The organism is Rhodoplanes sp. SY1, assembly GCF_046000175.1.
GTDB lineage: Bacteria > Pseudomonadota > Alphaproteobacteria > Rhizobiales > Xanthobacteraceae > Rhodoplanes.
The window spans coordinates 21659-45924 of the sequence record NZ_JBEOMB010000056.1 but is presented as its reverse complement, the minus strand read 5'-3'; the positions used below and the strand labels follow the sequence as shown (position 1 = coordinate 45924).

At 70.5% G+C, this 24266-nt stretch carries 26 protein-coding genes and 1 other RNA gene; 7 read left to right on the top strand and 20 right to left on the bottom strand.

The features are described 5' to 3' along the window. Nucleotides 1-85 precede the first annotated feature (85 nt). The 3 genes from ftsA to ABTU92_RS15720 are packed head-to-tail and all read right to left on the bottom strand — an operon-like array spanning nt 86 to nt 3380. Nucleotides 86-1405, bottom strand: a complete 1320-nt coding sequence (gene ftsA, locus ABTU92_RS15730) for a cell division protein FtsA (protein WP_111360013.1) — start codon at nt 1403-1405, stop codon at nt 86-88. After that, complete coding sequence (locus ABTU92_RS15725; protein WP_408092237.1) at nt 1402-2493, bottom strand: cell division protein FtsQ/DivIB; 1092 nt, start codon at nt 2491-2493, stop codon at nt 1402-1404. Before ABTU92_RS15725 ends, ftsA begins: the two co-directional genes overlap by 4 nt. Next, the gene (locus ABTU92_RS15720; RefSeq protein ID WP_408092235.1) at nt 2460-3380 is read right to left on the bottom strand and encodes a D-alanine--D-alanine ligase; all 921 of its coding nucleotides are present in this window, start codon (nt 3378-3380) and stop codon (nt 2460-2462) included. The genes ABTU92_RS15725 and ABTU92_RS15720 overlap by 34 nt, the downstream gene beginning before the upstream one ends. A gap of 118 nt (nt 3381-3498) precedes the next feature. Between ABTU92_RS15720 and ABTU92_RS15715 the strand changes: the two genes are divergently transcribed. Next, nucleotides 3499-4281, top strand: a complete 783-nt coding sequence (locus ABTU92_RS15715; RefSeq protein ID WP_408092233.1) for a hypothetical protein — start codon at nt 3499-3501, stop codon at nt 4279-4281. A gap of 176 nt (nt 4282-4457) precedes the next feature. On the opposite strand, the gene murB is transcribed toward ABTU92_RS15715, so the two are convergent. The 7 genes from murB to ftsW all read right to left on the bottom strand — a co-directional run bounded on the left by murB (nt 4458) and on the right by ftsW (nt 10718). After that, nucleotides 4458-5378 (bottom strand): UDP-N-acetylmuramate dehydrogenase, encoded by a 921-nt coding sequence (gene murB, locus ABTU92_RS15710; protein WP_408092231.1) that lies wholly within the window; start codon nt 5376-5378, stop codon nt 4458-4460. A gap of 19 nt (nt 5379-5397) precedes the next feature. Then, the gene (locus ABTU92_RS15705) at nt 5398-5694 is read right to left on the bottom strand and encodes a type II toxin-antitoxin system RelE/ParE family toxin (protein ID WP_408092229.1); all 297 of its coding nucleotides are present in this window, start codon (nt 5692-5694) and stop codon (nt 5398-5400) included. Continuing rightward, the gene (locus tag ABTU92_RS15700; protein ID WP_408092227.1) at nt 5691-5918 is read right to left on the bottom strand and encodes an addiction module protein; all 228 of its coding nucleotides are present in this window, start codon (nt 5916-5918) and stop codon (nt 5691-5693) included. The genes ABTU92_RS15705 and ABTU92_RS15700 overlap by 4 nt, the downstream gene beginning before the upstream one ends. Nucleotides 5919-5983: 65 nt before the next feature. Further along, complete coding sequence (locus tag ABTU92_RS15695; RefSeq protein WP_408092225.1) at nt 5984-6682, bottom strand: glutamine amidotransferase; 699 nt, start codon at nt 6680-6682, stop codon at nt 5984-5986. Between the two features lie 157 nt (nt 6683-6839). Continuing rightward, nucleotides 6840-8252 (bottom strand): UDP-N-acetylmuramate--L-alanine ligase, encoded by a 1413-nt coding sequence (murC, locus tag ABTU92_RS15690; protein WP_408092223.1) that lies wholly within the window; start codon nt 8250-8252, stop codon nt 6840-6842. 145 nt (nt 8253-8397) lie between these two features. Continuing rightward, the gene (gene murG / locus ABTU92_RS15685; RefSeq protein ID WP_408092261.1) at nt 8398-9501 is read right to left on the bottom strand and encodes an undecaprenyldiphospho-muramoylpentapeptide beta-N-acetylglucosaminyltransferase; all 1104 of its coding nucleotides are present in this window, start codon (nt 9499-9501) and stop codon (nt 8398-8400) included. Nucleotides 9502-9563: 62 nt separating this feature from the next. After that, complete coding sequence (ftsW, locus tag ABTU92_RS15680) at nt 9564-10718, bottom strand: putative lipid II flippase FtsW (protein ID WP_408092221.1); 1155 nt, start codon at nt 10716-10718, stop codon at nt 9564-9566. A 192-nt stretch (nt 10719-10910) separates the two neighbouring features. Between ftsW and ABTU92_RS15675 the strand changes: the two genes are divergently transcribed. The 4 genes from ABTU92_RS15675 (at nt 10911) to ABTU92_RS15660 (ending at nt 15539) form a co-directional block, all read left to right on the top strand. Next, nucleotides 10911-12302: a GDSL-type esterase/lipase family protein gene (locus tag ABTU92_RS15675; RefSeq protein WP_408092219.1), complete on the top strand. Its 1392-nt coding sequence runs from the start codon at nt 10911-10913 to the stop codon at nt 12300-12302. Between the two features lie 350 nt (nt 12303-12652). Beyond that, a complete protein-coding gene (locus ABTU92_RS15670; RefSeq protein WP_111359325.1) occupies nt 12653-13198 on the top strand; it encodes a TRAP transporter small permease in 546 nt (181 codons plus the stop codon). A gap of 10 nt (nt 13199-13208) precedes the next feature. Beyond that, on the top strand, nt 13209-14516 hold the full coding sequence (locus ABTU92_RS15665) for a TRAP transporter large permease (RefSeq protein WP_111359326.1): 1308 nt from the start codon (nt 13209-13211) through the stop codon (nt 14514-14516). A gap of 39 nt (nt 14517-14555) precedes the next feature. Continuing rightward, a complete protein-coding gene (locus ABTU92_RS15660; RefSeq protein ID WP_408092217.1) occupies nt 14556-15539 on the top strand; it encodes a TRAP transporter substrate-binding protein in 984 nt (327 codons plus the stop codon). A gap of 280 nt (nt 15540-15819) precedes the next feature. Here the strand turns inward: ABTU92_RS15660 and ABTU92_RS15655 are convergent, their stop codons facing one another. Then, nucleotides 15820-16221: a DUF1236 domain-containing protein gene (locus ABTU92_RS15655; RefSeq protein WP_408092215.1), complete on the bottom strand. Its 402-nt coding sequence runs from the start codon at nt 16219-16221 to the stop codon at nt 15820-15822. A gap of 185 nt (nt 16222-16406) precedes the next feature. On the opposite strand from ABTU92_RS15655, the gene ABTU92_RS15650 reads away from it, so the two are divergent. Beyond that, complete coding sequence (locus tag ABTU92_RS15650; RefSeq protein WP_408092213.1) at nt 16407-16610, top strand: DUF1289 domain-containing protein; 204 nt, start codon at nt 16407-16409, stop codon at nt 16608-16610. A 69-nt stretch (nt 16611-16679) separates the two neighbouring features. Here ABTU92_RS15650 and rnpB read toward each other — a convergent pair. The 3 genes from rnpB to ABTU92_RS15635 form a co-directional block, all read right to left on the bottom strand. Continuing rightward, an RNA gene (gene rnpB / locus ABTU92_RS15645) (RNase P RNA component class A) lies at nt 16680-17125 on the bottom strand. Between the two features lie 119 nt (nt 17126-17244). Then, nucleotides 17245-17463, bottom strand: coding sequence for a hypothetical protein (locus tag ABTU92_RS15640; RefSeq protein WP_408092211.1), 219 nt, complete (start codon nt 17461-17463; stop codon nt 17245-17247). A 315-nt stretch (nt 17464-17778) separates the two neighbouring features. After that, nucleotides 17779-17961, bottom strand: a complete 183-nt coding sequence (locus tag ABTU92_RS15635) for a hypothetical protein (RefSeq protein WP_408092209.1) — start codon at nt 17959-17961, stop codon at nt 17779-17781. A gap of 116 nt (nt 17962-18077) precedes the next feature. Here ABTU92_RS15635 and ABTU92_RS15630 point away from each other — a divergent pair, with 116 nt between their 5' ends. Further along, a complete protein-coding gene (locus tag ABTU92_RS15630) occupies nt 18078-19037 on the top strand; it encodes a LysR family transcriptional regulator (protein WP_408092207.1) in 960 nt (319 codons plus the stop codon). 83 nt (nt 19038-19120) lie between these two features. On the opposite strand, the gene ABTU92_RS15625 is transcribed toward ABTU92_RS15630, so the two are convergent. From ABTU92_RS15625 to ABTU92_RS15600, 6 genes are all read right to left on the bottom strand, one after another. Continuing rightward, nucleotides 19121-19252 (bottom strand): hypothetical protein, encoded by a 132-nt coding sequence (locus ABTU92_RS15625; RefSeq protein ID WP_408092205.1) that lies wholly within the window; start codon nt 19250-19252, stop codon nt 19121-19123. Nucleotides 19253-19392: 140 nt separating this feature from the next. After that, nucleotides 19393-20184, bottom strand: a complete 792-nt coding sequence (locus ABTU92_RS15620) for an N-acetylmuramoyl-L-alanine amidase (RefSeq protein WP_408092203.1) — start codon at nt 20182-20184, stop codon at nt 19393-19395. Continuing rightward, complete coding sequence (locus ABTU92_RS15615) at nt 20172-20888, bottom strand: phosphoribosylanthranilate isomerase (protein WP_408092201.1); 717 nt, start codon at nt 20886-20888, stop codon at nt 20172-20174. The genes ABTU92_RS15620 and ABTU92_RS15615 overlap by 13 nt, the downstream gene beginning before the upstream one ends. Nucleotides 20889-21039: 151 nt before the next feature. Further along, nucleotides 21040-21648 (bottom strand): PRC-barrel domain-containing protein, encoded by a 609-nt coding sequence (locus tag ABTU92_RS15610; protein ID WP_408092199.1) that lies wholly within the window; start codon nt 21646-21648, stop codon nt 21040-21042. A gap of 104 nt (nt 21649-21752) precedes the next feature. Continuing rightward, nucleotides 21753-23204, bottom strand: coding sequence for a protein kinase domain-containing protein (locus ABTU92_RS15605; RefSeq protein WP_408092197.1), 1452 nt, complete (start codon nt 23202-23204; stop codon nt 21753-21755). A gap of 148 nt (nt 23205-23352) precedes the next feature. After that, nucleotides 23353-24093 carry a metallophosphoesterase family protein gene (locus ABTU92_RS15600; RefSeq protein WP_408092195.1) on the bottom strand — a complete coding sequence of 247 codons (741 nt, stop codon included), beginning with the start codon at nt 24091-24093 and terminating at the stop codon, nt 23353-23355. Nucleotides 24094-24266: the final 173 nt, after the last annotated feature.

Genomic DNA, 24266 nt, shown 5'->3' with positions numbered 1-24266 from the left:
TGCCTCTTCGATGCGGGGGCGTGCGCGACGCCCACGGGGTCCGTCGGTCCGCCACCGACGGGGTTCGGGAATTTCTTGCCGGTCGTCAGAAGCTCTCGCGCAGCCATCGTCCGACCCGTGTGAAATATCCGCTGGCGCCCGCCGACGTGCGATGCGTCCGACGCGGATCGAAATGCTCCAGATGCGCCACCTGGGGATAGACCAGGAGGCCCGCCGCGACCGCGAAGGCCGCCCCCTTGGCGCCGTCCGGCAGGCCGGCGACACCGAGCGGCCGGCCGATCCGGACCGGACGCCCGAGAATCCGCGCGGCGAGCTCGGTAAATCCCGTCAGCTCGCTCGCCCCGCCGGTGACGATGACGCGCCCGCGCGGCTCGGCGGCGAACGGCGACGCCGCCAGGCGGTCGCGGACCATCTCCAGAATCTCCTCGACACGCGGCTTGATGATGCGTGTCAGGGTCGCCCGGGAGACGAACTGGGGCGGCTCGCGGTCGTCGCCCGGAACCGCCGGGACGGCGATCATGTCGCGGTCGTCCATCGCGCCACCGAGCACATTGCCATAGAGCGTCTTGATTCGCTCGGCGTCCGGCACGGCAGCCGAGAGTCCGCGCGCCAGATCCATCGTGACGTGATGTCCGCCGAGCGCGAAGCCGTCGGCATGCACGAAACGCCCGCCGGTGAAGACCGCGAGCGTCGTCGTGCCCGCCCCCATGTCGACCACGGCGGCGCCCAGCTCGGCCTCGTCGTCGGCCAATGCGGCCAGGGCTGCGACATAAGGACTCGCCACCATGGCCTCGACCGAGAGATGACACCGCTCGATCGCCAGCATCAGGTTGCGAGCCGCCGCCGCCTCGGCGGTGAGGACGTGCATGTCGACGCCGAAGCGCTGGCCCAGCATGCCGCGCGGATCGCGGATGCCGCGCTCGTGGTCGATCGTGTAGCCGATCGGCACCGAGTGGAGGACGACGCGGCCGGGCCGCACCGAGGAGCGGCTGCCGGCGGCGAGCACGCGGGCGATGTCGCCCTCGCGCACCGTGCCGGGCACGTCGACGGAGGCGGCGAACAATTCGCTCGACGGCCGGCCGGCCGACAGCGACACGATCACGGCCTCGACCTGGCAGCGGCCGGCGCGCTCGGCGAGATCGACGGCGTGGCGGATCGCCACCTCGGCCTCGGCGAGATCGACGACGCCGCCGGCCTTGAGGCCGCGCGACTCGGCGTGGCTGAAGCCGATCACGTCGATCGCGTGGGTGCGGCGGCGGAGCACCTCCTGGGGCGGCTGCGGTGTCAGCCGCGCGATCAGGCAGGCGATCTTCGAGGTGCCGACGTCGAGCGCGGCGACGACCGCGCTGCGCCGCGGCGCCAGCGGCTTCATCTTGGGGGCGAGACCGAACTGGAGATCGCTCATGCGGCGCCTCCCTTCGGCTTCGGCTTCTTGGCCTTCTGGGCCTCCTCGCGGGCCTGGAAGGCGCCGTCGGAGAGCCGCACGGTCACGCGGTCGGGCAGTCTGAGGTCGATCATCACGATGTCGCGGGACAGCAGCTTCTTGTCCTGCTCGAGCGCGGCGAGCTGGTCGAGGGCGCGCGGCACCTCGGTCTCCGGCAGGCGCACGTCGATGCCGTTCTTGAGCTTGAGGTTCCAGCGCCGCTCGGCGACCAGCACGGCGGCGGCGACCTGGTCGCGCAAGCCCGGATGGCGGTCGAGCGTGGCCAGAAAGGCGCGGGCGCGGGTGTCGGCGCCGGTGCCGACCACGAAGGGCAGCGCCATCACGCCGCGCGACACATAGGCGTCGAGCACGGTGCCGTCGGCGGCGATGACGTGGACCTGGCCGTCCTTCTGCCACAGCGCGAAGGCGGCCCGCTCGGTGATGTCGATGGCGACCCGGTCCGGATAGAGCTTCTGCACGGTCGCCTCGGCGACCCATGGATTGGCCCGCAGGCGGGCGCGCGCGTCCGCCGCGTCGAGGAACAGGAGCGAGCTGCGCCCGGTGATGCCGGCGATCGCCAGCACCTCGTCGCGCGACAAATGCTTGTGGCCGGTGAGCGCGACGCCGGTGATGCGGAAGCCGACGGCGTTCGCCGCCATGTCGCGGACGTCGGCCAGCGCCCCGAGGACGACCGGCGCGTGGTCGCCGCGCACGATGCCGAAGCCGATGCTGGACAGGATGATGGCGACCGTCGCGGCGGCGCCGCCCCAGCGCGGCCAGCGCTCGGCGAGCGCGACGATCTGGTCGATGCGGCGCTCGATCGCGGCGAGCGGCCCGAAGCTCGCGAAGCGCCCTTCCGGCCGGCGGGCCGCGGGCCGGCGGCGGCGCGCCGCCTTGTTCATGGAGGACTTGTCGCGCGGCTTGGCACCGGCCTTGGCGCCGAACCTGAAGCCGAACAGGCCGGTCTTCGGACCGGGCTTGGCGCCGGTGTCGGCGCCGGCGCGCGGACGCGGCGAACCGCCGGGCGTTCGCCCGGTCAGCGGTTCAAAGACGCGTCCCCCACCATCCATTCGACCAACTCTTCGAACGCGATGCCCGCATGCGCGGCCATCTCGGGCACCAGCGAGGTCTCGGTCATGCCGGGCTGGGTGTTCACCTCCAGGCAGAACAGCCCGTCGGTGCCCTCCAGGCGGTCGTCGAACCGGAAGTCGGCCCGGCTGACGCCCCGGCAGCCGAGTGCAAGGTGCGCTCGGAGAGCCAGTGTTCGGACGTGTTGGTAAACATTCGGTTTAATTCCGGCCGGCAAGACGTGCCGCGAGCCCCCCGGCGCATACTTGGCCGTGTAGTCGTAAAAGGTGACATTCGGAACGATTTCAATGACATCGAGGGCACGGTCACCGATCACGGCGCACGTTAACTCTTTCCCAACGATGTAGCGTTCGCACAACACCTCCTCGCCGTAGGACCAGTCCGTCCGGGTGAGCTCCTGGGGTGGGTGCTCGTGCTGCTCGGTGACGATGAAGACACCGACGCTCGACCCCTCGCAGATCGGCTTGATCACGTAGGGTCGTGGCAGCGCGTGCTCCCTGGCGGCCTGGAGCCGATCCACCGTGATGCCCTCCGGCACCGGGACACCGGCGGCGGCGAGCACCACCTTGGCCGTGTCCTTCTGCATGGCGAGCGCCGAGGCGAGCACGCCGGAGTGGCTGTAGGGGATCTGCAGCACCTCCAGGATGCCCTGGATGGTGCCGTCCTCGCCGGGTCGGCCGTGCAGGAGGTTGAGGGCGACGTCCGGCGCCACCGCGGTCAGCACCGCCGCGATGTCGCGGCCGACGTCGATCCGGGTGACCTTGTAGCCGCGGGACTCGAGCGCGGCCGCGCAGGCGGCCCCCGAGCGCAGGCTCACCTCGCGCTCCGACGACCAGCCTCCCATCAGGACGGCGACGTGCCTGCTCATCGAACTTCCCCCTTGCGGCCGGCGCCGCGCCCGACTCGCGGCGGCCCGTTAACCGGACGGTATGGCGCCCCGGTGCACTCCGGTCCAGCGGGCTCGCACCCTGGTCGAGGAGGGGACGATGATCAACGGCTGGCTGATGCTCCCGGCCTGGGCGCTGTTCGGCACCCTGGTCGCCTTCTACGCGGCGACCGCCGCCGTGATCGCCTGGCTCGCCATGGCCTCGCCGGTGAGCGGCTGGATCAAGAGCTTCACGGGCGTGGTGGCGCCGTTCATCGCCGCCGTCAGCGTGCTGTTCTCGCTGCTCACCGGGTTTCTCGCCGGAGACATCGCCGACCGCAACCGGCAGGCATGGCGGGCCGTCAACGGCGAGGCGAGCGCGATCGTCATGCTCAACACGCTGAGCCTCGCCGCCGCCAGCGACATGAGCGCCATCCGGGGAGAGCTGAAGACCTACGCCGACAGCGTGCTGAAGGACGAATGGCCCGTGATGGCGGAGGGCCGCCGCGCGCCGGCGACCGGGGCGGCGCTGCGCGAGCTCTTGCGCCACGCCGCCGATCCGGCGATCGCCCGCGACGCCGGCCAGACCGCGGCCACGGCTCTCCTCGGCGCCGTGATCCGCATCCGCGACGCGCGCGCCGAGCGGCTCGCGCTCGCCTCCGACCAGACCAACGACATCAAGTGGCTGACCGTGCTGGCGCTCGGCATCGTCACCCAGATCGCCGTCGCGCTGGTCCATCTCGACAAGCCGCGCGCCAAGCTCGCCGCCATGGCGGTGTTCACGGCCGGCGCCATCATCGCGCTCGGCCTCGTCGCCCTGCAGGAGTACCCGTTCAGCGGCCACATGCGGGTCTCGCCGGTGCCGATCGAGCGGGCCGCCGAGCTGATGTCGCAGACGGGGTGAGAGACGTCCGCTCAGGAACCGGCCCCGATCTCCGCGTGCCCCGGACAAGGCGCTTCGGGCCGCAGGCCTGATGCGCCGCCGAGCCGGGGCCCAGGAGCGGCACAGGAGACGCTTCGACAAGTGACTCCTGGGTCCCGGCTCGCGGCGCGTCGCGCCGCGTCCGGGACACGGCGCCGTCACCCCGGCAGGCCGATCCGCTTGATCTCCCATTCCAGCTCGACCCCCGACGTCTCCTTGACGCGGCGGCGCACGGTCTCGCCCAGCGTCTCGATGTCGGCGGCGGTCGCGTTGCCGCGGTTGATGAGAAAGTTACAGTGCAGCTCGGAGACCTGGGCGTCGCCGACGACGAGGCCGCGGCAACCGGCGGCGTCGACGAGCTGCCACGCCTTGTGGCCCGGCGGGTTCTTGAAGGTCGAGCCGCCGGTGCGGCTCTTGATCGGCTGCGTCGCCTCGCGTGACTCGGTGATCTTCTCCATCGCAGCGGCGATCTCGGCCGGATCGCCGGGCGCGCCCTGGAACAGCGCGCTGGTGAAGATCACGTCGTCGGCGACGCCGCAGTGCCGATAGGTGAAATGCATGTCGGCATTGCCGAGGACATGGATGCGGCCGGCACGGTCGACGCCGCGCGCCTCGATCAGCACGTCCTTGGTCTCGCCCCCGTAGGCGCCGCCGTTCATGCGCAGCGCGCCGCCGACCGAGCCGGGAATGCCGCGGAAGAAGGCGAGCCCGGCGATGCCGGCATCCTGCGCGGCGCGGGCCACTTTCACGTCCGGAACGCCGGTGCCGGCGCGGATGCGGTGCCCCTCCTCCACCGTGACCTCGGAGAAGCCGCGGCCGAGCCTGATCACGACGCCGGGCACGCCGCCGTCGCGCACGATCAGGTTGGAGCCGAGCCCCAGCATCGTCACCGGCATGTCGGCGGGCAACCCCGCCAGCAGATAGGCGAGGTCGGCCTCGTCGGCCGGCACCACCATCACCTGCGCCGGCCCGCCCACCCGGAACCAGGTGAGCGGCGCCAACGGCTCGTTCGAAGTGATGCGCCCACGAAAGTCGGGCAGTTTGTCACGAAGGGCGGGGAGGAGATCGGGGAAGGGCATGGTGCTTTCAACCACCGGGTCAGACCCGGTTTTTCCAGAACTTCGGATCGCGGCTGCCGTGGATGCAGGCGACGATGATGATGTCGGTGTCGGACACCGTGTAGAAGAGGCCGTACGGGAACTTGCCCATCCCGACCCGTCGCAAATTCCGGTGGATCACCTGAAAGCGGAACGGATTCTGTGCGAGCGCGGCGACAGTCGTCTCGAAGGCTCGAAGCAGCTCGTCTCCGATGCCTGGAGCGTGCTCGTCGTACCAATCGGATGCGGCGGCGAGCTCGAGTCGCGCCTGCGGACGGACGACGACATGGCGTTTCATTTACGCCGCGACCAGAGCCACTCGCGCACCTCCTCCCACGAGCGTGCGGACGACGGATCTTTCTGATGCTCCTCCAGCCGTCGATCGAGCTCCTGCTTCAGCTCGTCGCTGATCGGGGGAAATTCGTCCTGCGCGATGCTGTCCCACAGCTCGACCGCGAGGTCGATCTTCTCTTCCGGGGTCAGCGCGAAGACCTGCTTGCGCAAATTCTCGTTCAAACCCATGTCGGTCGCTCCGGTCGATCGTTCCCTGTCGGCCCCAGCCTAGCAGATCGGGCGCTCCAGCGCGCTCACCGCGCCACCCCGTCGAGCCAGCGCCCCAGGAACGCGCGGCCCTTCTCGGCCGTCGCCCGCCCGACGCTCGCGGCCTGGGAGCGGAGGGTGCGCGGGTCGAGGCCGGCCTTGCCGAGCTCGACCGTGTGGCCGACCAGCCAGGTCTCGATCTTTTCGGGATCGACCTCGATGTGGAACTGGAGCCCGAGGATCGACGGGCCGATGGCGAAGGCCTGGTTCGGGCACGGCGCCGTCGCGGCGAGCCGCGTCGCGCCGGCGGGGAGATCGAGATTGTCGCCGTGCCAGTGCAGCACCGGTGTCGTGGCGAACTCGCCGAGCCCGGCGGCGCGGCCCTCCTCCGTCACGTCCAGCGGCTTGTAGCCGATCTCCTTCGCCGATCCGGGCGCGACCGTGGCGCCGAGCGCCTTGGCCATGAACTGGGCGCCGAGGCAGATGCCGAGCGTCGGCTTCCGCGCGGCGAGGCGCGCCGCGATCGCCGCCGTCTCGCCGATCACGAACGGATAGGCCTCCTCCTCGTAGACGCCGATCGGCCCGCCCAGCACCACGACCAGATCGGCGGCGACGAGCGAGCCGGCGTCGAGCGGCACGAGCGGCGCCTCGATACAGCTCACGTCGTAGCCACGCTCCGCCAGCAGCGGCCCCAGCACCCCGAGATCCTCGAAGGCGACGTGACGGACGGCGATGCAGCTCGGCATAGTCGTGATCCTCGGATCGTATCCCGCTGAACGCGCCCCACTCTCCGCTCCTTCCCGCGAAAGCGGGAATCCAGGGGCCGCGTGCCGTGTCGCCCCTGGGTCCCCGCCTGCGCGGGGACGAGCGGACATCGGGGCAACTCTCTCGCGCAATCCTGCTCTACGCCGCCGGCCCGAGCGCGGCGAGATCGTTCGGCAGCGCGTGCGCCCACTGGGTGATCGAGCCGGCACCGAGGCAGACGACGTAGTCGCCCGGCTGGGCGATCTGCCGCACCACGCCGGCGAGCGCCTGCGGCCCCTCGAGCGGCACGGCATGACGATGCCCGCGCGCCAGGATGCCGGCGACCAGCGAGTCGCGGTCGATGCCCGGGATCGGCGCCTCGCCGGCCGGATAGACGGGCGCGACGACGACCGTGTCGGCATCGTTGAAGCAGGTGCAGAACTGCTCGAACAGCGACTGCAGGCGGGTGTAGCGATGCGGCTGCATCACGGCGACGACGCGCCCCTTGGCGGTCTCGCGCGCCGCCTTCAGCACGGCGGCGATCTCGACCGGATGGTGGCCGTAGTCGTCGATCACGGTGACGCCGTTCCACGCGCCGGTGCGGGTGAAGCGGCGGCCGACGCCGGAGAAGCCGGCCAGCGCCTTGCGGATCCTGTCGTCCGACACGCCGAGCTCGCGGGCGACCGCGATCGCCGCCGTGGCGTTGAGCGCGTTGTGGCGGCCCGGCATCGGCAGCTCGAGCCCGCCGATCTCGTGCTCGGTCGCGCCGCCGCGGTCACGGAAGATCACGGAGAAGCGCGACTTGCCGTCGGTGTGGTCCTGATAGACGAGGCGCACGTCCGCCTGCGGGTTCTCGCCATAGGTGACGACGCGGCGGTCCTCGATGCGGCCCACCATGGTCTGCACGACCGGATGGTCGATGCACATCACGGCGAAGCCGTAGAACGGCACGTTCTCGGCGAAGGCCTGGAAGGCCTCTTGCACGGCCTCGTAGGTCTTGAAGTGGTCGAGATGCTCGGCGTCGATGTTGGTGACGATGGCGACGTCGGTCGGCAGCTTGAGGAAGGTGCCGTCGGACTCGTCGGCCTCGACCACCATCCAGTCGCCGGCGCCCAGCCGGGCATTGGTGCCGTAGGCGTTGATGATGCCGCCGTTGATCACGGTCGGGTCGAAGCCGGCGGCGTCGAGCAGCGAGGCGACCAGCGACGTCGTCGTCGTCTTGCCGTGGGTGCCGCCGACCGCGACGCAGCTCTTCAGCCGCATCAGCTCGGCCAGCATCTCGGCGCGCCGCACGACCGGCAGGCGTTTCGCCCGCGCCGCGACCAGCTCGGGATTGTCGCGCCGGATCGCCGAGGAGACGACCAGCACATGGGCACCGTCGACGTTCTCGCCGGCGTGGCCGATCGCCACCTTGATGCCCTTGCCGCGCAGCCGCTTGACGTTGGCGTTCTCGGCGACGTCGGAGCCCTGCACCGTGTAGCCGAGATTGGCCAGCACCTCGGCGATGCCGCTCATGCCGATGCCGCCGATCCCGACGAAATGCACCGGCCCGATGTCGTGCGGCAGCTTCATGTCGTTCCCTCTCCGTCCGCGGCGCATGTCGCGGCAGAGCGCCGCCCGGCCCTCCCCGCGCGCGGGGAGAGGGAGGCCGACGCCCTGCCGGCCCGACAGGGCCCGCAATCGCGGCCGTCGGTTTAGCGAATTCGGGGGCGTAACACTACGGCTTCGCGCGGCCGGCGACCGCGAGCACCAGCTCGGCCAGGCGGTCGGCGGCGTCGAGCACGCCGATGCTGCGCGCCCCGGCCGCCATTGTGGGCAACAGGCCGGGCTCGGTGGCGAGCCGCGCGATCTCGGCGGCGAGGCGTTCCGGCGAGAACGCCGCCTGCTTCATGCGGACCGCCCCGCCGGCCTTCTCGAGCATGCCGGCGTTCGCCATCTGGTCCTGGTCGAGGGCGTGCGGCAGCGGCACCAGGATCGACGGTCGGCCGATGGCGGCGAGCTCGGCGACCGTCGAGGCGCCGGCCCGCGCGATCACCAGGCTGGCCTCGGCGATGCGGGCCGGCATGTCGCGGAAGAACGGCTTCACCTCGGCCGGGATGCCGGCGTGCTTGTAGGCTTCCTCCACCGTGTAGAGGTCCTCGTCGCGGGCCTGCTGCACCACCTGGAGGCGCGAGCGCACGACGACGGGCAGCAGCTCCAGCGCCGGCGGCACGATGTCCGACATGATGCGGGCGCCCTGGCTGCCGCCGAACACGACCAGGCGGAACGGCTCGTCCGGTCCCGGATAGGGCCGCGCGGCGGCGGCGACCGCGGCCGGGCGGATCGGATTGCCGGTGTGGGTGCTCTTGGCGGCGAGCCGGGGATCGTGGCCGAAGATCGCCGGGAAGCCGGTGGCGATCGCGGTGACGCGCGACGCCAGGAGCCGGTTGGCGCGGCCGGCGACGCCGTTCTGCTCGTGGATGATGGTCGGGATGCCGCGCAGCGTCGCGGCGAGCACGGGCGGCAGCGTCGGGTAGCCGCCGAAGCCGACCACGGCGGCCGGCCGGATCCTGCCGTAGAGCTGGTAGGCCCGGAAGATCCCCTTGCCCAGCACGGTCAGGGTCTTGAGCAGCGCCTTGGGGTCGCGCCCCTTGAGGGTCGCGCTCGGCACGATGTGGGTGGCGCGGGCCGGGAAGCTGCCGCCGTAGCGGAACGCCCGCTCGTCGGTCGCGAGATCGACGATGCAGCCGCGCGCCTTCAGGGCGACGGCGAGCGCCTCGGCCGGGAACAGGTGGCCGCCGGTGCCGCCGGCGGCGACGACGATCAGCGGCTCGCCCTCCACCCGGGTGAACGGCGTGCTCTCGGGGACGGGCGTGCTCTCGGGCGCGGCCGATGCGGGATCGCTCATGCGGGGCGCTCCACCAGGGCGCCGCCGGCCGAGGCGACCAGCATCTCGGCGCGCGGCTGCTCGCGCGACAGGGCGAGCAGCATGCCGATGCCGTAGGCGATCGAGATCATCGACGAGCCGCCATAGGAGATGAAGGGCAGCGTCATCCCCTTGGCCGGGATGAGGGCGAGGTTGACGGCCATGTTGATGGCCGCCTGGGTGCCGAACAGGAGCGCCAGCCCGGTGACGGCGAAGCGGGCGAACGGGTCCTCGCTGCGCTGCGCCCGGCGCAGCGCGCGCAGCACGATGAAGGTGAACAGGGCGACCACGGCGAGGCAGACGACGATGCCGAACTCCTCGGCCGCGACCGCGAAGACGAAGTCGGCATGGCTGTCCGGCAGGATGCGCTTCACGGTCCCCTCGCCCGGCCCGCGGCCGAACCACCCGCCCTTGACGAACGACTCGACGGCGGCGTCGACCTGGAAGGTATCGCCCGAGGCGGGATCGAGGAAGCGCTTGATGCGCCGCGCCACGTGCGGGATCGTCGAATAGGCGGCGAAGCCGCCGACGGCGCCGAGCCCGGCGAGCGCGATCACCCACACGAAGCGCATCCCGGTCATGAAGAACAGGGCGCAGAACACGAGCGTGACCAGCAGGGTCTGGCCGAAGTCCGGCTGCAGCACCAGGACCGCGACGACGGCCGCCAGGAGCGCGATGGCGAGCGAGTTGGCCGGCACGTCGCTCTTGCGCGACGATTCGGCGAACAGCCACGACACCAGGATCACGAAGGCCGGCTTGACGAATTCGGACGGCTGGATGTTCACCCCGGCGAGCACGATCCAGCGCCGCGCTCCCTTCACCTCGGCGCCGAAATGCAGGGTCGCGGCGGTGAGCGCCAGGCTGACCACGAACACCACCAGGGCGACCCGGCGGATCGCCCGCGGCGACAGGAACGACACCCCGAGCAGCACCGCGATGGCCGGCGCCAGGTACATGATGTGGCGGTTGACGAAGTAGAAGGCGTCGAGGCCGAGCCGGTTGGCGACCGGCGGGCTCGCCGCGAGCGAGAAGATGATGCCGGCCAGCATCAGGGCGCCGAGCGCGAACAGGAGCAGCCGGTCGACGGTCCACCACCAGTCGGCGAACCAGGTGCGTTCGGCGCGCGAAACCATGGCGGCTGTCCTCTCGGGGCGGGTGCTCCGGCCGACTATGGTTTGCCGATCGTTAAGGAAAAATTTCGAATTGCGCGGTGCACGCCGCGATAGCGGCGCCACGGCGCTCGCCTATAGTCCTCCCGGAGCCCGTCCGACCTCGGTCGGGGGCGCGGCCCCGAACGCAAAAGACAGCCCAACGAGGACATCGCCATGCCGAGCCCCGCCGACCGGACCGTCTTCTCCCGCCTCGTCGCCTGCCCCGTCCTGGTCGCTTTGGCCGTCCTGCTCCTCCTGCCGGCCGGTCCCGCCGCGGCCGCCGCGAAGAAGGAGCACTGGGTGGTGAGCTGGACCGGCTCGGTGCAGGGCCCCTACCCGGTCGGCAACCCGTCCGCCCAGCCGGACCAGCGCTTCGCCTTCCCGTCGCCGGAGGCCGGCGCCCGCGACCAGACCCTGCGGCTCGTCGTCCGGCCGGACATCTGGGGCCGCGAGGCGCGCCTGCGCTTCTCCAACATGTTCGGGACGAAGCCGCTGACGCTCGACGGCGTCCATGCCGGCCTGCAGCTCGGCGGCCCGGCGCTGGTCAAGGGCTCGAACCGGCCGGTCACGTTCGGCGGCAAGGGAAGCGTGACGATCCCGCCAGGCGAGTCGACGTGGAGCGACCCGGTGCGGCTCGCCTTCGTGAAGAACCCGGACGATCCGCTGCTCGCCGGGCGAAAGCTCGCGGTGAGCTTTCACGTCGTCGGCGAGAGCGGGCCGATGACCTGGCACGCCAAGGCGCTGCAGACCTCCTACGTCTCGGCGCCGGGCAGCGGCGCCCACGGCCACGAGGAGGGCGAGGCGGCGTTCCCCTACGGCACATCGTCGTGGTTCTTCCTCGACGCGGTCGAGATGAAGGCGCCGGCGGACACGTTCGCGGTCGTCGCCTTCGGCGATTCGATCACCGATGGCACCGCCTCGACCATGAACGTCGACGACCGCTGGCCCGACGTGCTGTCGCGGCGGCTCAAGGCCGCCTACGGCAACCGCGTCGCCGTGGTGAACGCCGGCATCGGCGGCAACCAGATCGCCGGTCCGGCCGAGTACTCCCCGCAGAAGCCGTTCCCGGGCGGACCGAGCGCCAGGACCCGCATCGACCGCGACGTGCTGGCGCTGTCGGGCGTGCGCGCCCTGATCTGGCTCGAGGGCACCAACGACTTCAGCCGCAACGGCAATGCCAGCGTCGAGACGGTGCGGACCGCGATGGACGAGGTTCTGGCGCGGCTGCGCAAGGAGCGCCCCGACATCAAGCTGATCGGCGCCACGGTCGTGTCGGCGCTCGGCAGCACCTCGCCGGCGCACGGCTTCGTCGAGCAGGACGAGAAGCGGCGCGACCTCAACGACCACATTCGCAAGCCGGGCGTGTTCGACGCCGTGATCGACTTCGACGCCGCGACCCTCGACCCGTCGTCCGGGGGCTTGCGCGAGGAGTTCGTCCCCGACAGCACCACGGGCGGCAAGGGCGACCGCCTGCACCCGAACCGCACCGGCTATCACGTGATGGGCCACGCCATCGACCTCGGCTTGTTCGCCGCGCCGAAGAGCAAGGCGGCGGCGTCGCGGTAGGGACACCTCTCCCCGCTGGCGGGGAGAGGTCGACGCCCGAAGGGCGGCGGGTGAGGGGGCGTTTCCACGCAGCGGAGACTCGCGGTGGCGCCCCCTCACCCGGACTTCGCGCCTCCGGCGCGAACCCCGACCTCTCCCCGCACGCGGGGAGAGGTGCAACTCCGCACGCGGGGAGAGGTGAAGCGCGTCCCGCGATACCGCTCCCTGGCTCGACTCTTGCTTGACCTCGCGGCTGCGAAACACCCCGCGCGACCTTCGTCGTGTGCCGCCGCCGCCCTTGCACGGACGGCCCGGCGCGGACCAGGATGAGGGCTCGCGCCGACACAACCCGCCGGACCCAGTATCCCGTCATGATCCGTACCGCGCTCGATACGCTCTATCTCGTCGCCGGCTGGCTGGCCGGCGGCTTCCTGATCCTCATCTTCGTCCTGATGATGGTGCTGTCGGCGGGCCGCCCGCTCGGGATCAACGTCCCGGCCGGCGACGACATCGTCTCCTGGTGCATGGCCGCGATGGCGTTCCTCGGCCTCGCCCACACGTTCCGGTCCGGCGAGATGATCCGGGTCGGGCTGCTGATCGACAACATCTCCGGCCGGACGCGCCATGCCATCGAGATCGCCGCCCTCGTCGTCGGCTGCGGCTTCGTCGGCTTCTTCGCCTGGAACGCCGTGGTGATGACCTACGACTCCTGGCGCTTCCTCGACATGACCCAGGGCGTGCTGGCGATCCCCTTGTGGATCCCGCAGCTCGGCTTCACGTCGGGCCTCGTGATCCTCGCCATCGCCCTCGTCGACGAGCTCGTCTGGGTCGTCGGCGGCCGCGCGCCGCGCTACGAGAAGCCGAAGCCGACGACCGCCGAAGAGGTCGTCGAGCAGGCGATCCAGAGCGGCGTCTGAGGCAGCCGCGATGGAGCTTCTCGAGATCGCAGCCCTGCTGCTACTCCTCCTCGCGGTGCTGCTCGCCGGCGGCGTGTGGATCGCCGTCGCGCTGATGGCCTGCGGCTTCGTCGGCATGCAGTTCGTCGGCGGCAACATCCCGGCCGGCAGCGTCCTCGCCACCACGATCTGGGGCAACTCGGCCTCGTGGTCGCTCGCCGCCCTGCCGCTGTTCATCTGGATGGGCGAGATCCTGTTCCGCACCAAGTTGTCGGACGAGATGTTCCGCGGCCTCGCCCCGTGGCTCAACTGGCTGCCGGGCCGGCTGATGCACGTCAACGTGCTGGCCTGCGGCATCTTCGGCTCGGTGTCGGGCTCCTCGGCCGCGACCTGCGCGACGGTCGCCAAGATCGCGCTGCCCGAGCTGAAGCGCCGCGGCTACGACGAGATGGTGAGCCTCGGCTCGCTCGCCGGCGCCGGCACGCTCGGGATTCTCATCCCGCCGTCCATCACCATGGTGGTCTATGCGGTCGCGGCCAACGTCTCGATCATCCAGGTCTTCCTCGCCGGCTTTTTGCCCGGCCTCCTGGTGATGGTGCTGTACTCGGGCTACCTGATCGTCTGGTCGCTGCTCAACCCGAAGAAAACGCCACCGGCCGATCCGCCGATGCCGCTCCGGGAAAAGCTCGCCGAGTCGAGCAAACTGATCCCGCTGACGCTGCTCATCCTGCTCGTCTTCCTGTCGCTGCTGCTCGGCTGGGCGACGGCGACGGAATGCGCCGCCTGGGGCGTGCTCGGCTCGCTCGCCATCGCGGCGTGGCACCGCGCCCTCACCTGGGAGTCGTTCTGGGCGAGCGTGATGGGGGCGACCCGCGTCACCTGCATGATCATGCTGATCCTCGCCGGCGCGTCCTATCTCTCCACCGCGATGGCCTATACGGGCATCCCGGTGGCACTCGCCGAATGGGTCGGCGCCCTGAACCTCTCGCCCTACGCCCTGATCGCGGCGCTCACCGTGATGTACATCGTGCTCGGCACCGCGCTCGACGGCATCTCGATGATCGTGCTCACCACCGCCGTGGTGATCCCGATGGTCAAGCAGGCCGGCTTCGACCTCGTCTGGTTCGGCATCTTCGTCGTGCTGGTGGTCGAGATGGCCGAGGTGTCGCCACCGGTCGGCTTCAACCTGTTCGTGCTGCAGACGATGAGCGGCAAGGACTCCTACACGGTGGCGCGCGCCTCGATCCCGTTCTTCTTCCTGCTCGTCGCCGCGGTGGCGCTGATCACGATCTTCCCGCAGATCGTGATGGTGCTGCCCGAGATGGCCTTCACCAAGTAACGACTTCACCGACGCTGAACGTTCAACGGAGGACACGAGATGACGAAACGCCTCGCGATGCTCGCCCTGGCGGCCGCGGCCGCCGCCCTCACGCTCGCCGGCCCGGCCGCCGCGCAGACCAAGTGGAACCTGCCGGCCGCCTACCCGATCGACAATCCGCACACCGTCAACCTGATGGCCTTCGCCAAGGACGTCACGGACGCGACCGGCGGCAAGCTGCAGATCACGGTGCATCCGGCGGCCTCGCTGTTCAAGGCGCCGGAGATCAAGCGCGCCGTCCAGACCGGCCAGGCGCAGGCCGGCGAAGTCTTGATCTCGATCCACGAGAACGACGACCCGATCTTCGGCATCGACGTGATCCCGTTCCTCGCCACCAGCTATCCGCAGTCGCTGAAGCTGTGGAAGGCGAGCCGCGCCGCCGTGGAGAAGCGACTCGCCGCGCAGGGCCTGATGGTGCTGTTCGCGGTGCCGTGGGGCCCGCAGGGCATCTACGCCAAGAAGGAGATCGAGAAGGTCGAGGACATGAAGGGCCTCAAGTGGCGAGGCTACAATGTCGGCACCAACCGGATCGCCGAGCTGGTCGGCGCCCAGGCCGTGACGATCCAGGCGGCCGAGCTGCCGCAGGCGCTGGCGACCGGCGTCGTCAACGCGTTCATGACGTCGGGCTCGACCGGCTACGACAGCAAGGCCTGGGAGACCATGACGCACTACTACGACACCCAGGCGTGGATCCCGAAGAACATCACCTTCGTCAACAAGGCGGCGTTCGACGCGCTCGACAAGCCGACCCAGGAGGCCCTGCTGAAGGCCGCCGCGGTCGCCGAGGAGCGCGGCTGGAAGATGGCCGAGGAGAAGGCGACCTGGTACCTTGAGCAGCTCAAGGCCAACAAGATGAAGGTGCTGCCGCCGAGCCCCGAGCTCAAGGCGGGCCTGACCAAGATCGGCGACCAGCTCACCGCCGATTGGCTGAAGAAGGCCGGTCCGGACGGAGCAGCGGTGATCGAGTCTTATAAGAAGATGTGAGGACGAACGCGCTCGCCGCGGCGCCGCGACCTTCTCCCCGCGCGCGGGGAGAAGGTGGCTCGCCGCGAGAGCGGCGAGTCGGATGAGGGGCGCTTCCGTATCCACGAGACGCCCCCTCACCCGGACTTCGCGCCTGCCGGCGCAAAGTCCGACCTCTCCCCGCGCGCGGGGAGAGGTGAGATGAGACCGGCGCCTTCAGGACTCACGACAAGAACAAAAAACGCCCGCCGGGAACCTCTCCCGGCGGGCGTTTCGATTCAGCACGTGGTCCGCGAAGCGCTTACTCGTAGATCTCGATCACCCGGCGGGTGCGCGGGTCGACCACCACGCGGCGCTCGTTGACGACCGCGTAGGAGTAGGCGTCGTGGCCGCGCACGCTGTGCAGCTTGACGCGCGGCGGAAGCGGCTGCCCGACCACCACGCGCTCCTCGACCGCCACCGACGGCACCCGCTCGCGCATCACATAGGTGCGCACCTCGGCGGGCGGCGGCCCGAGCACCATGTTGGCGGCGCCGCCGACCGCACCGGCCGCCCCGCCGACGATCGCGCCGACCGGGCCGCCCGTGGTGGCGCCGCGCTCGACCCCCTGAGCCGCACCGCTGACCGGGTCGTTCTGGGCCGCCGCCAGGGTCGGCGCCGCGACCACGAGCGCGAGCGCTCCGAGAAGAACCTTCGTCCGCATCGTCTGCCTCCTTGCTCGATACGACTGCCGAGGAAACGTGGGGCTCCCGACCTCGTTCCGAGTTGCGCGATCGACCGGCGCACGGAGGTACCCACCGACGCGTTCTGCCCGGACGACGGGAAATCGCGCGCCGGGACTCGCGCGCCGCGTTGCATTAAGGTGCGATGCGGGACCGGAGGTGGCGAATGGCGATCGAGACTCCGTGCAACAAGGTCTGCACCGTCGACCGGGCGACAGGCTTCTGCCTCGGCTGCGGCCGCACGCTCGCCGAGATCGCCGAGTGGTCGGATTTTTCGGACGACGAGCGCCGGCGGATCATGGCGGCGCTGCCCGGCCGCCTCGCCGGCCTGCCCGCCGTCACGAACCCGCCGCGCGACGCCGCCGCCTGATGATTCCCGTCCCTGCTTCGAGCGCTCCGAAACGGGCGAGGCCCGAGCGATCTCCCGCCCGGGCCCCAAACGATCAGCCGGCCTGTAAGCCGGGTTCTGTAGGGCGGAGGTGACCCGTGAAGGCTGCCTCCGCGTGACGGCCATTCCTCTGGGGCGCCGGTTGCCCGGCGCCTCGAGCGACCTACCCGGACGGCTGGATCCGGACACCGATCCGGAGACGAGCCCGCCCGGGCGAACCCAGACGAACCGGCCTCCACGCCGTCCCTATTCGGTTTTGCTCCCGGTGGGGTTTGCCGTGCCGCTTCCGTTGCCGGACGCGCGGTGCGCTCTTGCCGCACCGTTTCACCCTTGCCGACGGCCAAAACGCAACGCGGCCGCAGGCGGTCTATTCTCTGTGGCACTGTCCCTGGGGTCGCCCCCGCCGGACCTTATCCGGCACCGTTGGTCCATGGAGCCCGGACTTTCCTCCCCGGCCACCTTTCGGTGATCGCCGGGACGGCCGTCCGGCCGACTGACGGACCAGGAATGGGGAGACGAGGCTGCGACGTCAAGGCCTCGCCTCCCCACACCGGCAGTGCGGCCGATCTCGAAAGCGCCTCCCCGCGAGTCGGAGGTCACCTCGCGGGGATACCCTCTAGAGGGACCGGCCGAGAATCCGGGGGGCCGCCAGCTTCTGCCGCACGCGCAATGGCGACGGGGTGAACTGGGCGGCGCGGAACGACTCGCGGAAGAACTCCCCGGCCGCGCAGTACCCCGCCTTCGCGAGCGTCGAGAGGCCGACCGGCCGGCCCGACTGGGCGCGGGCGAGCAGACCCTGGGCGGCGGCATGCGACAGCGGATGGCGGGGATGCATGGTGGTTCTCCCGATCGAATGACCACGACGGGTATGATATTCAGGAGCGAGCGGCCGATAATCAGTCGGTCCGGAATTCGATCTTGGACGCGTGGGATCGAATTTCCCTTGCGCTCCTCCCGCCGCAACGATGCAAGCGTGATGCTCGTCGTCGCGCAATGATGCATCGCATCAGATGAACAATGATCCGGAGCTTCTTGACGACCGTCCCCGGTCATGAAAAAGGCCCGGCGGGATGTCCCGTCGGGCCTCGGGCCGAAGCGGCGAAGGCGGGGCAGCGCGCGACGCCGCCGGGTCGGCACGGCCGGACCAGGGTCAGACCCAGCCGTTGGGGGTCCAGGTGGCGATCGGGCGGCGGTTCTGCCGCGCTGCGATCGTGTCGTAGTGTGCGCCGCGGAAGCGATCGAGCAGGCCGAGCAGCAGGCGGCCGAGCGAAACCGAACGGCGGGTTTCGGTCTCCACCAGCTCGGCGGGACCACGGAGTTCGAAGAGTGTCATGGAAGCAGGCCTTCAGCGTGTCGTTGGGCTTCTCGTAGCCGAAAAACCCTGATGAATCATTGGTCTCGGAAGACAACCACCTTGGAACTGGGGGACCGAGTGAGGAGCGCCGGCTGATGGATCAGGTCAGCGACATGCGGGCTTTCGTGCAGGTGGTTCAGCGCGGCAGCTTCTCGGCGGCGGCCGAGGATCTCGGCCTCACCCCCTCGGCCGTGTCCAAGCTGGTGTCCCGTCTGGAGGATCGGCTGGGGGTCCGGCTGCTGCACCGCACAACCCGACGGCTCGCCCTCACGCCCGAGGGCGAGACCTATCTGGTGCGGGCTCGCGACATCCTCACCGCCATCGAGGACGCCGAGACGGAGGTCGCTCGGGCCTCCACGACACCGCGTGGAAAGTTGCGGCTCAACACCGGCAGCGCCTTCATGCTGCACGAGCTCGCCGCCGCCCTGCCCGACTTCCTGACCCGCTATCCGGAGATCGAGATCGAGATCACGGTGACGGACCGGGTCGACAACCTGGTCGAGAACGCCGACGTGGCGATCTGCATCGGGCCGATCGCCGACCGCTCGCTGGTGGCGCGCCGCTTCGCCGCGACCGAGCGCGGCATCTACGCGGCCCCGCGCTATCTGGAGCGGCGCGGCATCCCGCAGACCCCCGACGACCTCGCGCAGCACGACTGCATCGTGCTGAGCTCGGTGCCGTCCATCAATCACTGGCCGTTCCGGGACGGAAACGCGATTCGCAGCTTCGAGGCGGAGGGGCGGCTGGTGGTCGACGACGCCGAGGCGGCGCTCCGCCTCGCGGTGAGCGGCGCCGGGCTCGTCCACCTGAGCGATCTCCTGGTCGGCAATGCGGTGCGACGGGGCGAGCTCGTGCCGCTTCTCACCCAGCATCACATGGTCGAGCCGATCCCGATCTCGGCCGTCTACCCGCAGGGCCGGCACCGCATGCTCAAGGTGCGGGTGTTCATCGATTTTCTGGTCGCGCGATTCGCCGATGCGCCGTGGCGCACGCGGCTCGACCGGCCGAAGGCCGAGACCCCTGTGACCGCCGACAGCGGCACCGCGGAGGACTGACGCACCCGCCGGCGCGCCGCCGCAGCAAGTTGCGAGCCGGCCGCCGCGCCCGACCGGGGGATCCGGGCGCGGCTGGCCGAGCCTCACATGTGCGGCATGTAGTGGCTGTTGTAGGCCGAGTTCACGAAGGACTGGATGGCGCGGGCGACGAAGCCCTTCTTGCCACCCTTCTGGGCGGACGTGGCGGCGTCGGTACGGGTGAGCTTCTCGGACATCGGTTCATTCCTTAGGTCGGCCACCGCGGCGGTGGCTCTGACATCGGGAAGAGTACTGACGGAATCCTCGGTAAAAAATTGCTGCATCGCAACAGGACTTGTGAACTCGGCGACCTAATTCGGCGGGCGACCGCAACTCGTCACGCCAGACTACCGCCAAAGAGTGAATCCGATTTCGCCTCGATCGCCGCGAGGGTCTCCCGGGTCGAGGGATCGGCGATCCCATCCACCAGGGCGGGCCGGAAGTGGCGTTGGAAGGCCGCGACCACCAGCCGGGTCGCCTCGTCGTAGCGCCCGCTCTCCGGCACCCCGTAGCCATAGGTCGCGAGCGCCGCCTGCAGGGCGGCGACCTCGCCGCCCGTTTTCGATGGCCCGAGCGTCTGCCCCGGCGTGTCGAGCGGCGCCGGCGGCACCCACAGGCCGACCCCGCCGCGGGCCAGCGTCTCCCACGGAAACGCCTCGCCGGGGTCCTGCTTGCGGGCCGGCGCGACGTCCGAATGGGCCAGCACCCGGGCCGGGAGGATCGCGTGCCGGGCCAGGATGTCGCGACAGAGCGCCACCACGGCTTCGATCTGGACGGCCGGGAACGGCGGCAGCCCGAAATCGTGCCCCGGATTGGCGACCTCGATGCCGATCGAGCGCGAGTTGACGTCGCTGTCGCCGGCCCAGCACGACACACCGGCATGCCAGGCGCGCCGCGCCTCCGCGACCATCTGCACGACCGCCCCGTCCTCGCGGACCAGATAGTGGCACGACACCTTGGCGTCCGGGTCGCACAGTCGCGCGATCGCCTCGCTGGTCGACGCCATGCCGGTGTAGTGGAGCAGCAGCAGGTCGGGGCCGGCCGTGCCGCCCCGGCCGGCCCGCGGCTCGTGGTTGGGCGAGGCGAAGACTTCCGCGACCAGCGGCGAATCGGGCCTCAACGTCGGCATTCGAGGGCACTCCGACAGGATTCGATCGCGGCATCTCCCAGCCCCGCATCGGCAGCGCCGACCCGCGCGACGAGACGAGCGAGCGCGGCGGCATCGAGCCGCGTGCCGATGCGGACTCCGCTGCACAGGTCGATCCCGAACGGCCGGACCATCCGGATCGCGGCGCCCACATTGTCCGGGCCGAGACCGCCGGCGAGAAACACCGGCGTGCCGGCGACCGCGGTCACCACGTCGCGGCTGATCGCCCAATCGTGGACACGTCCGGTCCCGCCGAGCTCACGCAGCGCCGCCCAGGGACGGCCGGAATCGAGGAGGATCGCATCGACGAGAGGCGCGACAGCGCGCGCCTGCGCCACCGCGTCGGACCCTTCAACATGCAGTACCTGAACGATGCGGACATGCGGCAACTCACGTCGGAGCGCCGCGTAGGTGTCGACCGGCACGGCATCGACGAGCTGCACCGTATCGACGCGGCAGGCGGCGACGTGCGCCACCACGTCGGCCGGCGCGGTGCGGCTGGTGAGCAAGAAGCGCGACACCGGCGGCGGAACCGCGCCGGCGATCTCGGCGATGCGATCGTCGGCGATGACGCCCGGGCCGCTCGGCATCTCGGCGACGAAACCGAGCGCAGATGCGCCGGCGGCGATCGCCATCCTGGCCTCCTCGACGGAGGAGATGCAGCACACCTTGATCCGCGTTCTCATGCGAGCGTCGTCCGCCCCGCGGCGCCGTTCGATGGCGGACGTCGCCGCCGTCGTCCCCGGCATCGCAGATACCGCCCTACCACGGCTCGAAGAGACGACGAAAGGCCCGGAGCGGGCTCCGGGCCTTTCGCAGTTTCGGATCGGAACGCGATCAGCGGTTCGGCGTGCCGGTCGCGGCGCCCGAGCCGGTGCCCATGTTGTTGCGCGGCGTGGTCGTCGCGCCACCGGTCGCACCACCGGTCGCGCCACCGGTCGCGCCGGAGCCGGTCGTGGTCCGGTTGCTGTCGTTCATCGTCTTGAACTCGGCCTGCTGCTGGAGCTGGTCCTTGGTCATCGACAGGCGGAGCTGATCCGAGCTCGAGTTGTTCTGGCCGCTGTTGGCCGGGATCACCTGGAACGCCGACACCGGCAGCGCGATGTCCTTCTGGCCGATGCCGAGGAAGCCGCCGACGCCGACGATCAGCGCGTCGACCTTGCCGGACTTGTCGAACAGCACGTCGCTGACGTCGCCGATCTTGTTGTTGTCGGTGCCCATCACGTCGGTGCCCATGAACTTGGACGCCAGCCACTGATTGGCGCTCTGCTGAGTGATCACGGCCGAGGACGGGTTGCTGGTGGCCGAGCCCATCGCACCCGAGCTCGAGCTGCCGGCGGCAGGCGCGTTGGTGCTGGGCGTCGTGGTGGTGGCGGGGGCCTGGGCGAGCGCCGTCGTCATCATCAGGCCGCTCACGGCCGCAACGGCCACGAGATTGCGGATCATCGGAATGCCTCCATGGTCGGTGAAACTGCCAGGGCGGAGCGTCGCCCTGTGCCCCGACAACCCGGCCACCCGACACCTGTTCCGCACGATCGCCACGTCGCTCCCTACTCTCCGGCCGACGGCGCCTCCGCGGTGGACGCCGGAGCCGAGGACGTCTCGTCGGCCGTGGCGGACCGGCGCACCACCGTCACGGTGCAGGGCGCCTGCGCGACCACCTGGGCCGAGACGCTGCCGAGATACCGCCGCAGCGAGGACGAGCCGCGCGCCCCCATCACGATGTGATCGACATTGTTGTTGCGCGCGTAATCGACGATCGCGGCCGCCGGATCGGGCGATTCGAACACGTGATAGGTGATGCGGTCGGTCGACACCGGCAGCGGCCGCGCCCAGTGCTTCAGCTCGACGAGACGCTGCAGATGCGGATTGCGGCCGTGCGCGTCCTCCATCGGGTCGAGCGCCAGGCGCGACACCTTGAGCACGTTGACGCAGGCGAGGCGCGCGTCCGGCACGGTGGCGAGCACGCGACGCAACGCCGCGGCGATGGCGTCGCCGAGATCGTCGCCGGCCGAGAGATCGACGGCGGCCATGACGATCGGCGAGCGGTCGATGACGCCGGCGATGCTGCGCATGCGCAGGGGCGGCGCGTTGCGCACCTTCAGCCAGCGCGACAGCACGGTCAGCATCCCGTCGCGATCGCGCCGGACCGCCCGCTCGGTCAGCGGCACGCCGTCGGGATGCTGCAGGTCGAAGCGCAGCTGCGCCGCCGACGAGTAGCGGTCGTCGCGGTCGATCTCCAGGCAGCGCAGGATGATCTCCTGCAGCCACGGCGGCACCAGCGCGTTCCAGCGCGCCGGCGGGAACGGATCGCGCCACAGCCTTCGGCGCCACTCCGACTCGCGCTCGGGCTCGCCGAACGGGCGCTCGCCGGTCGCCAGGAAATACAGCGTCACCCCGAGCGCGAAGATGTCGCTGCGCGGATCGCCGCGGAAGCGGCGCACCTGCTCGGGCGCCACATAGGCGCCGGTGCCGACCGGCTCGTCGAACTCCTCGGCAATCAGGTCGGGGAGCTGGTCGTGACGCGACAGGCCGAAGTCGATCAGCACGGCCGAGCCGTCGTCGCGCAGGATGATGTTGGAGGGCTTGAGGTCGAGATGGGTGACGTGCTGGCGGTGGATGCTGTGCAGCGCCTCGGCGATCGCGGCGCCGATCTTCGCCACCTCGGCGGCCGGCAGCGGCGTGTCGGCGAGCAGGTTCTTCAACGGGCGCCCGGCGACGAACTCCATCACGATGTAGGGCCGCTCGAAGTCGCCGGCGGCGACATAGCGCGGCACGTGCGCCCCGGACAGCCGCGACAGGATCATCTGCTCCTGCTCGAAGCCGACGATGGTGAGCGGATCCTCGCCGCGGCGGAGCAGCGGGATCTTCATGATCAGCGGCATCGCCTCGCCGTCGCGCGACACCCGCCAGAAGTCCGCCATGCCGCCCGGCTCGAGCTGCTGCTCCAGCTTGAAGCCGTCGACCACCTGCCCCGGCGCCAGCGACCGCACGTTGATCACGAGCGGCGATCCTGGTCGGGGATGACCGCAGGTGGCGCCCGCCGGAAGTCACGACCCGCTCGTCCCCGCGAACGCGGGGACCCAGGGGCGACACGGCAAGGAATCTGGAGTCCCGCTTTCGCGGGAATGAGCGGAATTCGCGGCACGCTCAGTACCCCTCGTAGAGCCGGTAGGCGAGGCCGACCGGCAGGCCGGCCTCGATGATCTTCCGGGCGGCGCTGTCGATGTCGTAGGGCACCCGGACATAGGTGAGCACGTCGGTCGCGTCGTCCAGGATGGCGTAGCACGCCGCCGGATTGCGGTCGCGCGGCTGGCCGACCGAGCCGATCACGGCGAGCCAGCGCCGGCGTTGGGTGAGCGGGATCTCGACGCGGTCGACGGGATCGAAGCTCGCGAACTTCCCCGTCACCGACATGTGGAACAGGCTCGGCACATGGGTGTGGCCGCAAAAGGTGACGTGCGCCCGCGTGGCGACGAGCGCCCGCGAGGCCGAGTAGAGATCCGTGACGTAGCCCCAGCCGGCCGGATCGCTCGGATCGGCATGGACGTAGAGCGTCGTCCCCTTCTCGACGGCCAGCGGCAGCCGCGCGAGGAAGTCGCGGTGAGCGTCGGACAGCACGGTGCGGGTCCAGGCGATCGCCGCCGCCGCGTCGTCGTTCATGTCGGTGCGGGCGCCGGCCGCCGCGGCGTCGTGGTTGCCCAGCACCGCGACGGCGCCCTTCGTGGCGAAGTCCATCACGGTGTCGAGCACGAACACCGGATCGGCGCCGTAGCCGACGAAGTCGCCGAGGAACACGTAGGCGTCGACGCCGGCGCGATCGGCGTGCTCCAGGCAGGCCTCCAGCGCCTCGCGATTGCCGTGGATGTCACTGATCAGGGCCGTGCGCATGATCGTGTCCCACCCCCCGGCTGCCGGCAACGTTTCCTTAAGTTTAACCGCTGCTAATCGACGTGTCGCGGGCCGTCGTGCGTCGGCGCGCATACGCTGGATTCCATTGACGCCCATACCATCCCATGGTATCCCAACATTACCCAGCGTTCATGTTTCTGTCCGCCCCGGCC

Bases quoted from the DNA above. Each gene is read 5' to 3' on its own strand.
- ABTU92_RS15715 (WP_408092233.1), top strand. From the start codon at position 3,499: ATGATCAACGGCTGGCTGATGCTCCCGGCCTGGGCGCTGTTCGGCACC.
- ABTU92_RS15725 (WP_408092237.1), bottom strand. From the start codon at position 2,493: ATGGATGGTGGGGGACGCGTCTTTGAACCGCTGACCGGGCGAACGCCC.
- ABTU92_RS15665 (WP_111359326.1), top strand. From the start codon at position 13,209: ATGGAGCTTCTCGAGATCGCAGCCCTGCTGCTACTCCTCCTCGCGGTG.
- ftsW (WP_408092221.1), bottom strand. From the start codon at position 10,718: ATGGTTTCGCGCGCCGAACGCACCTGGTTCGCCGACTGGTGGTGGACC.
- ABTU92_RS15670 (WP_111359325.1), top strand. From the start codon at position 12,653: ATGATCCGTACCGCGCTCGATACGCTCTATCTCGTCGCCGGCTGGCTG.
- ABTU92_RS15655 (WP_408092215.1), bottom strand. From the start codon at position 16,221: ATGCGGACGAAGGTTCTTCTCGGAGCGCTCGCGCTCGTGGTCGCGGCG.
- ABTU92_RS15720 (WP_408092235.1), bottom strand. From the start codon at position 3,380: ATGAGCAGGCACGTCGCCGTCCTGATGGGAGGCTGGTCGTCGGAGCGC.
- ftsA (WP_111360013.1), bottom strand. From the start codon at position 1,405: ATGAGCGATCTCCAGTTCGGTCTCGCCCCCAAGATGAAGCCGCTGGCG.
- ABTU92_RS15600 (WP_408092195.1), bottom strand. From the start codon at position 24,093: ATGCGCACGGCCCTGATCAGTGACATCCACGGCAATCGCGAGGCGCTG.
- ABTU92_RS15625 (WP_408092205.1), bottom strand. From the start codon at position 19,252: ATGTCCGAGAAGCTCACCCGTACCGACGCCGCCACGTCCGCCCAGAAG.
- ABTU92_RS15660 (WP_408092217.1), top strand. From the start codon at position 14,556: ATGACGAAACGCCTCGCGATGCTCGCCCTGGCGGCCGCGGCCGCCGCC.
- ABTU92_RS15635 (WP_408092209.1), bottom strand. From the start codon at position 17,961: ATGACACTCTTCGAACTCCGTGGTCCCGCCGAGCTGGTGGAGACCGAA.
- ABTU92_RS15630 (WP_408092207.1), top strand. From the start codon at position 18,078: ATGGATCAGGTCAGCGACATGCGGGCTTTCGTGCAGGTGGTTCAGCGC.
- murB (WP_408092231.1), bottom strand. From the start codon at position 5,378: ATGCCCTTCCCCGATCTCCTCCCCGCCCTTCGTGACAAACTGCCCGAC.
- ABTU92_RS15615 (WP_408092201.1), bottom strand. From the start codon at position 20,888: ATGAGAACGCGGATCAAGGTGTGCTGCATCTCCTCCGTCGAGGAGGCC.
- murC (WP_408092223.1), bottom strand. From the start codon at position 8,252: ATGAAGCTGCCGCACGACATCGGGCCGGTGCATTTCGTCGGGATCGGC.
- ABTU92_RS15640 (WP_408092211.1), bottom strand. From the start codon at position 17,463: ATGCATCCCCGCCATCCGCTGTCGCATGCCGCCGCCCAGGGTCTGCTC.
- ABTU92_RS15650 (WP_408092213.1), top strand. From the start codon at position 16,407: ATGGCGATCGAGACTCCGTGCAACAAGGTCTGCACCGTCGACCGGGCG.
- ABTU92_RS15675 (WP_408092219.1), top strand. From the start codon at position 10,911: ATGCCGAGCCCCGCCGACCGGACCGTCTTCTCCCGCCTCGTCGCCTGC.
- ABTU92_RS15705 (WP_408092229.1), bottom strand. From the start codon at position 5,694: ATGAAACGCCATGTCGTCGTCCGTCCGCAGGCGCGACTCGAGCTCGCC.
- ABTU92_RS15695 (WP_408092225.1), bottom strand. From the start codon at position 6,682: ATGCCGAGCTGCATCGCCGTCCGTCACGTCGCCTTCGAGGATCTCGGG.
- ABTU92_RS15620 (WP_408092203.1), bottom strand. From the start codon at position 20,184: ATGCCGACGTTGAGGCCCGATTCGCCGCTGGTCGCGGAAGTCTTCGCC.
- ABTU92_RS15610 (WP_408092199.1), bottom strand. From the start codon at position 21,648: ATGATCCGCAATCTCGTGGCCGTTGCGGCCGTGAGCGGCCTGATGATG.
- ABTU92_RS15700 (WP_408092227.1), bottom strand. From the start codon at position 5,918: ATGGGTTTGAACGAGAATTTGCGCAAGCAGGTCTTCGCGCTGACCCCG.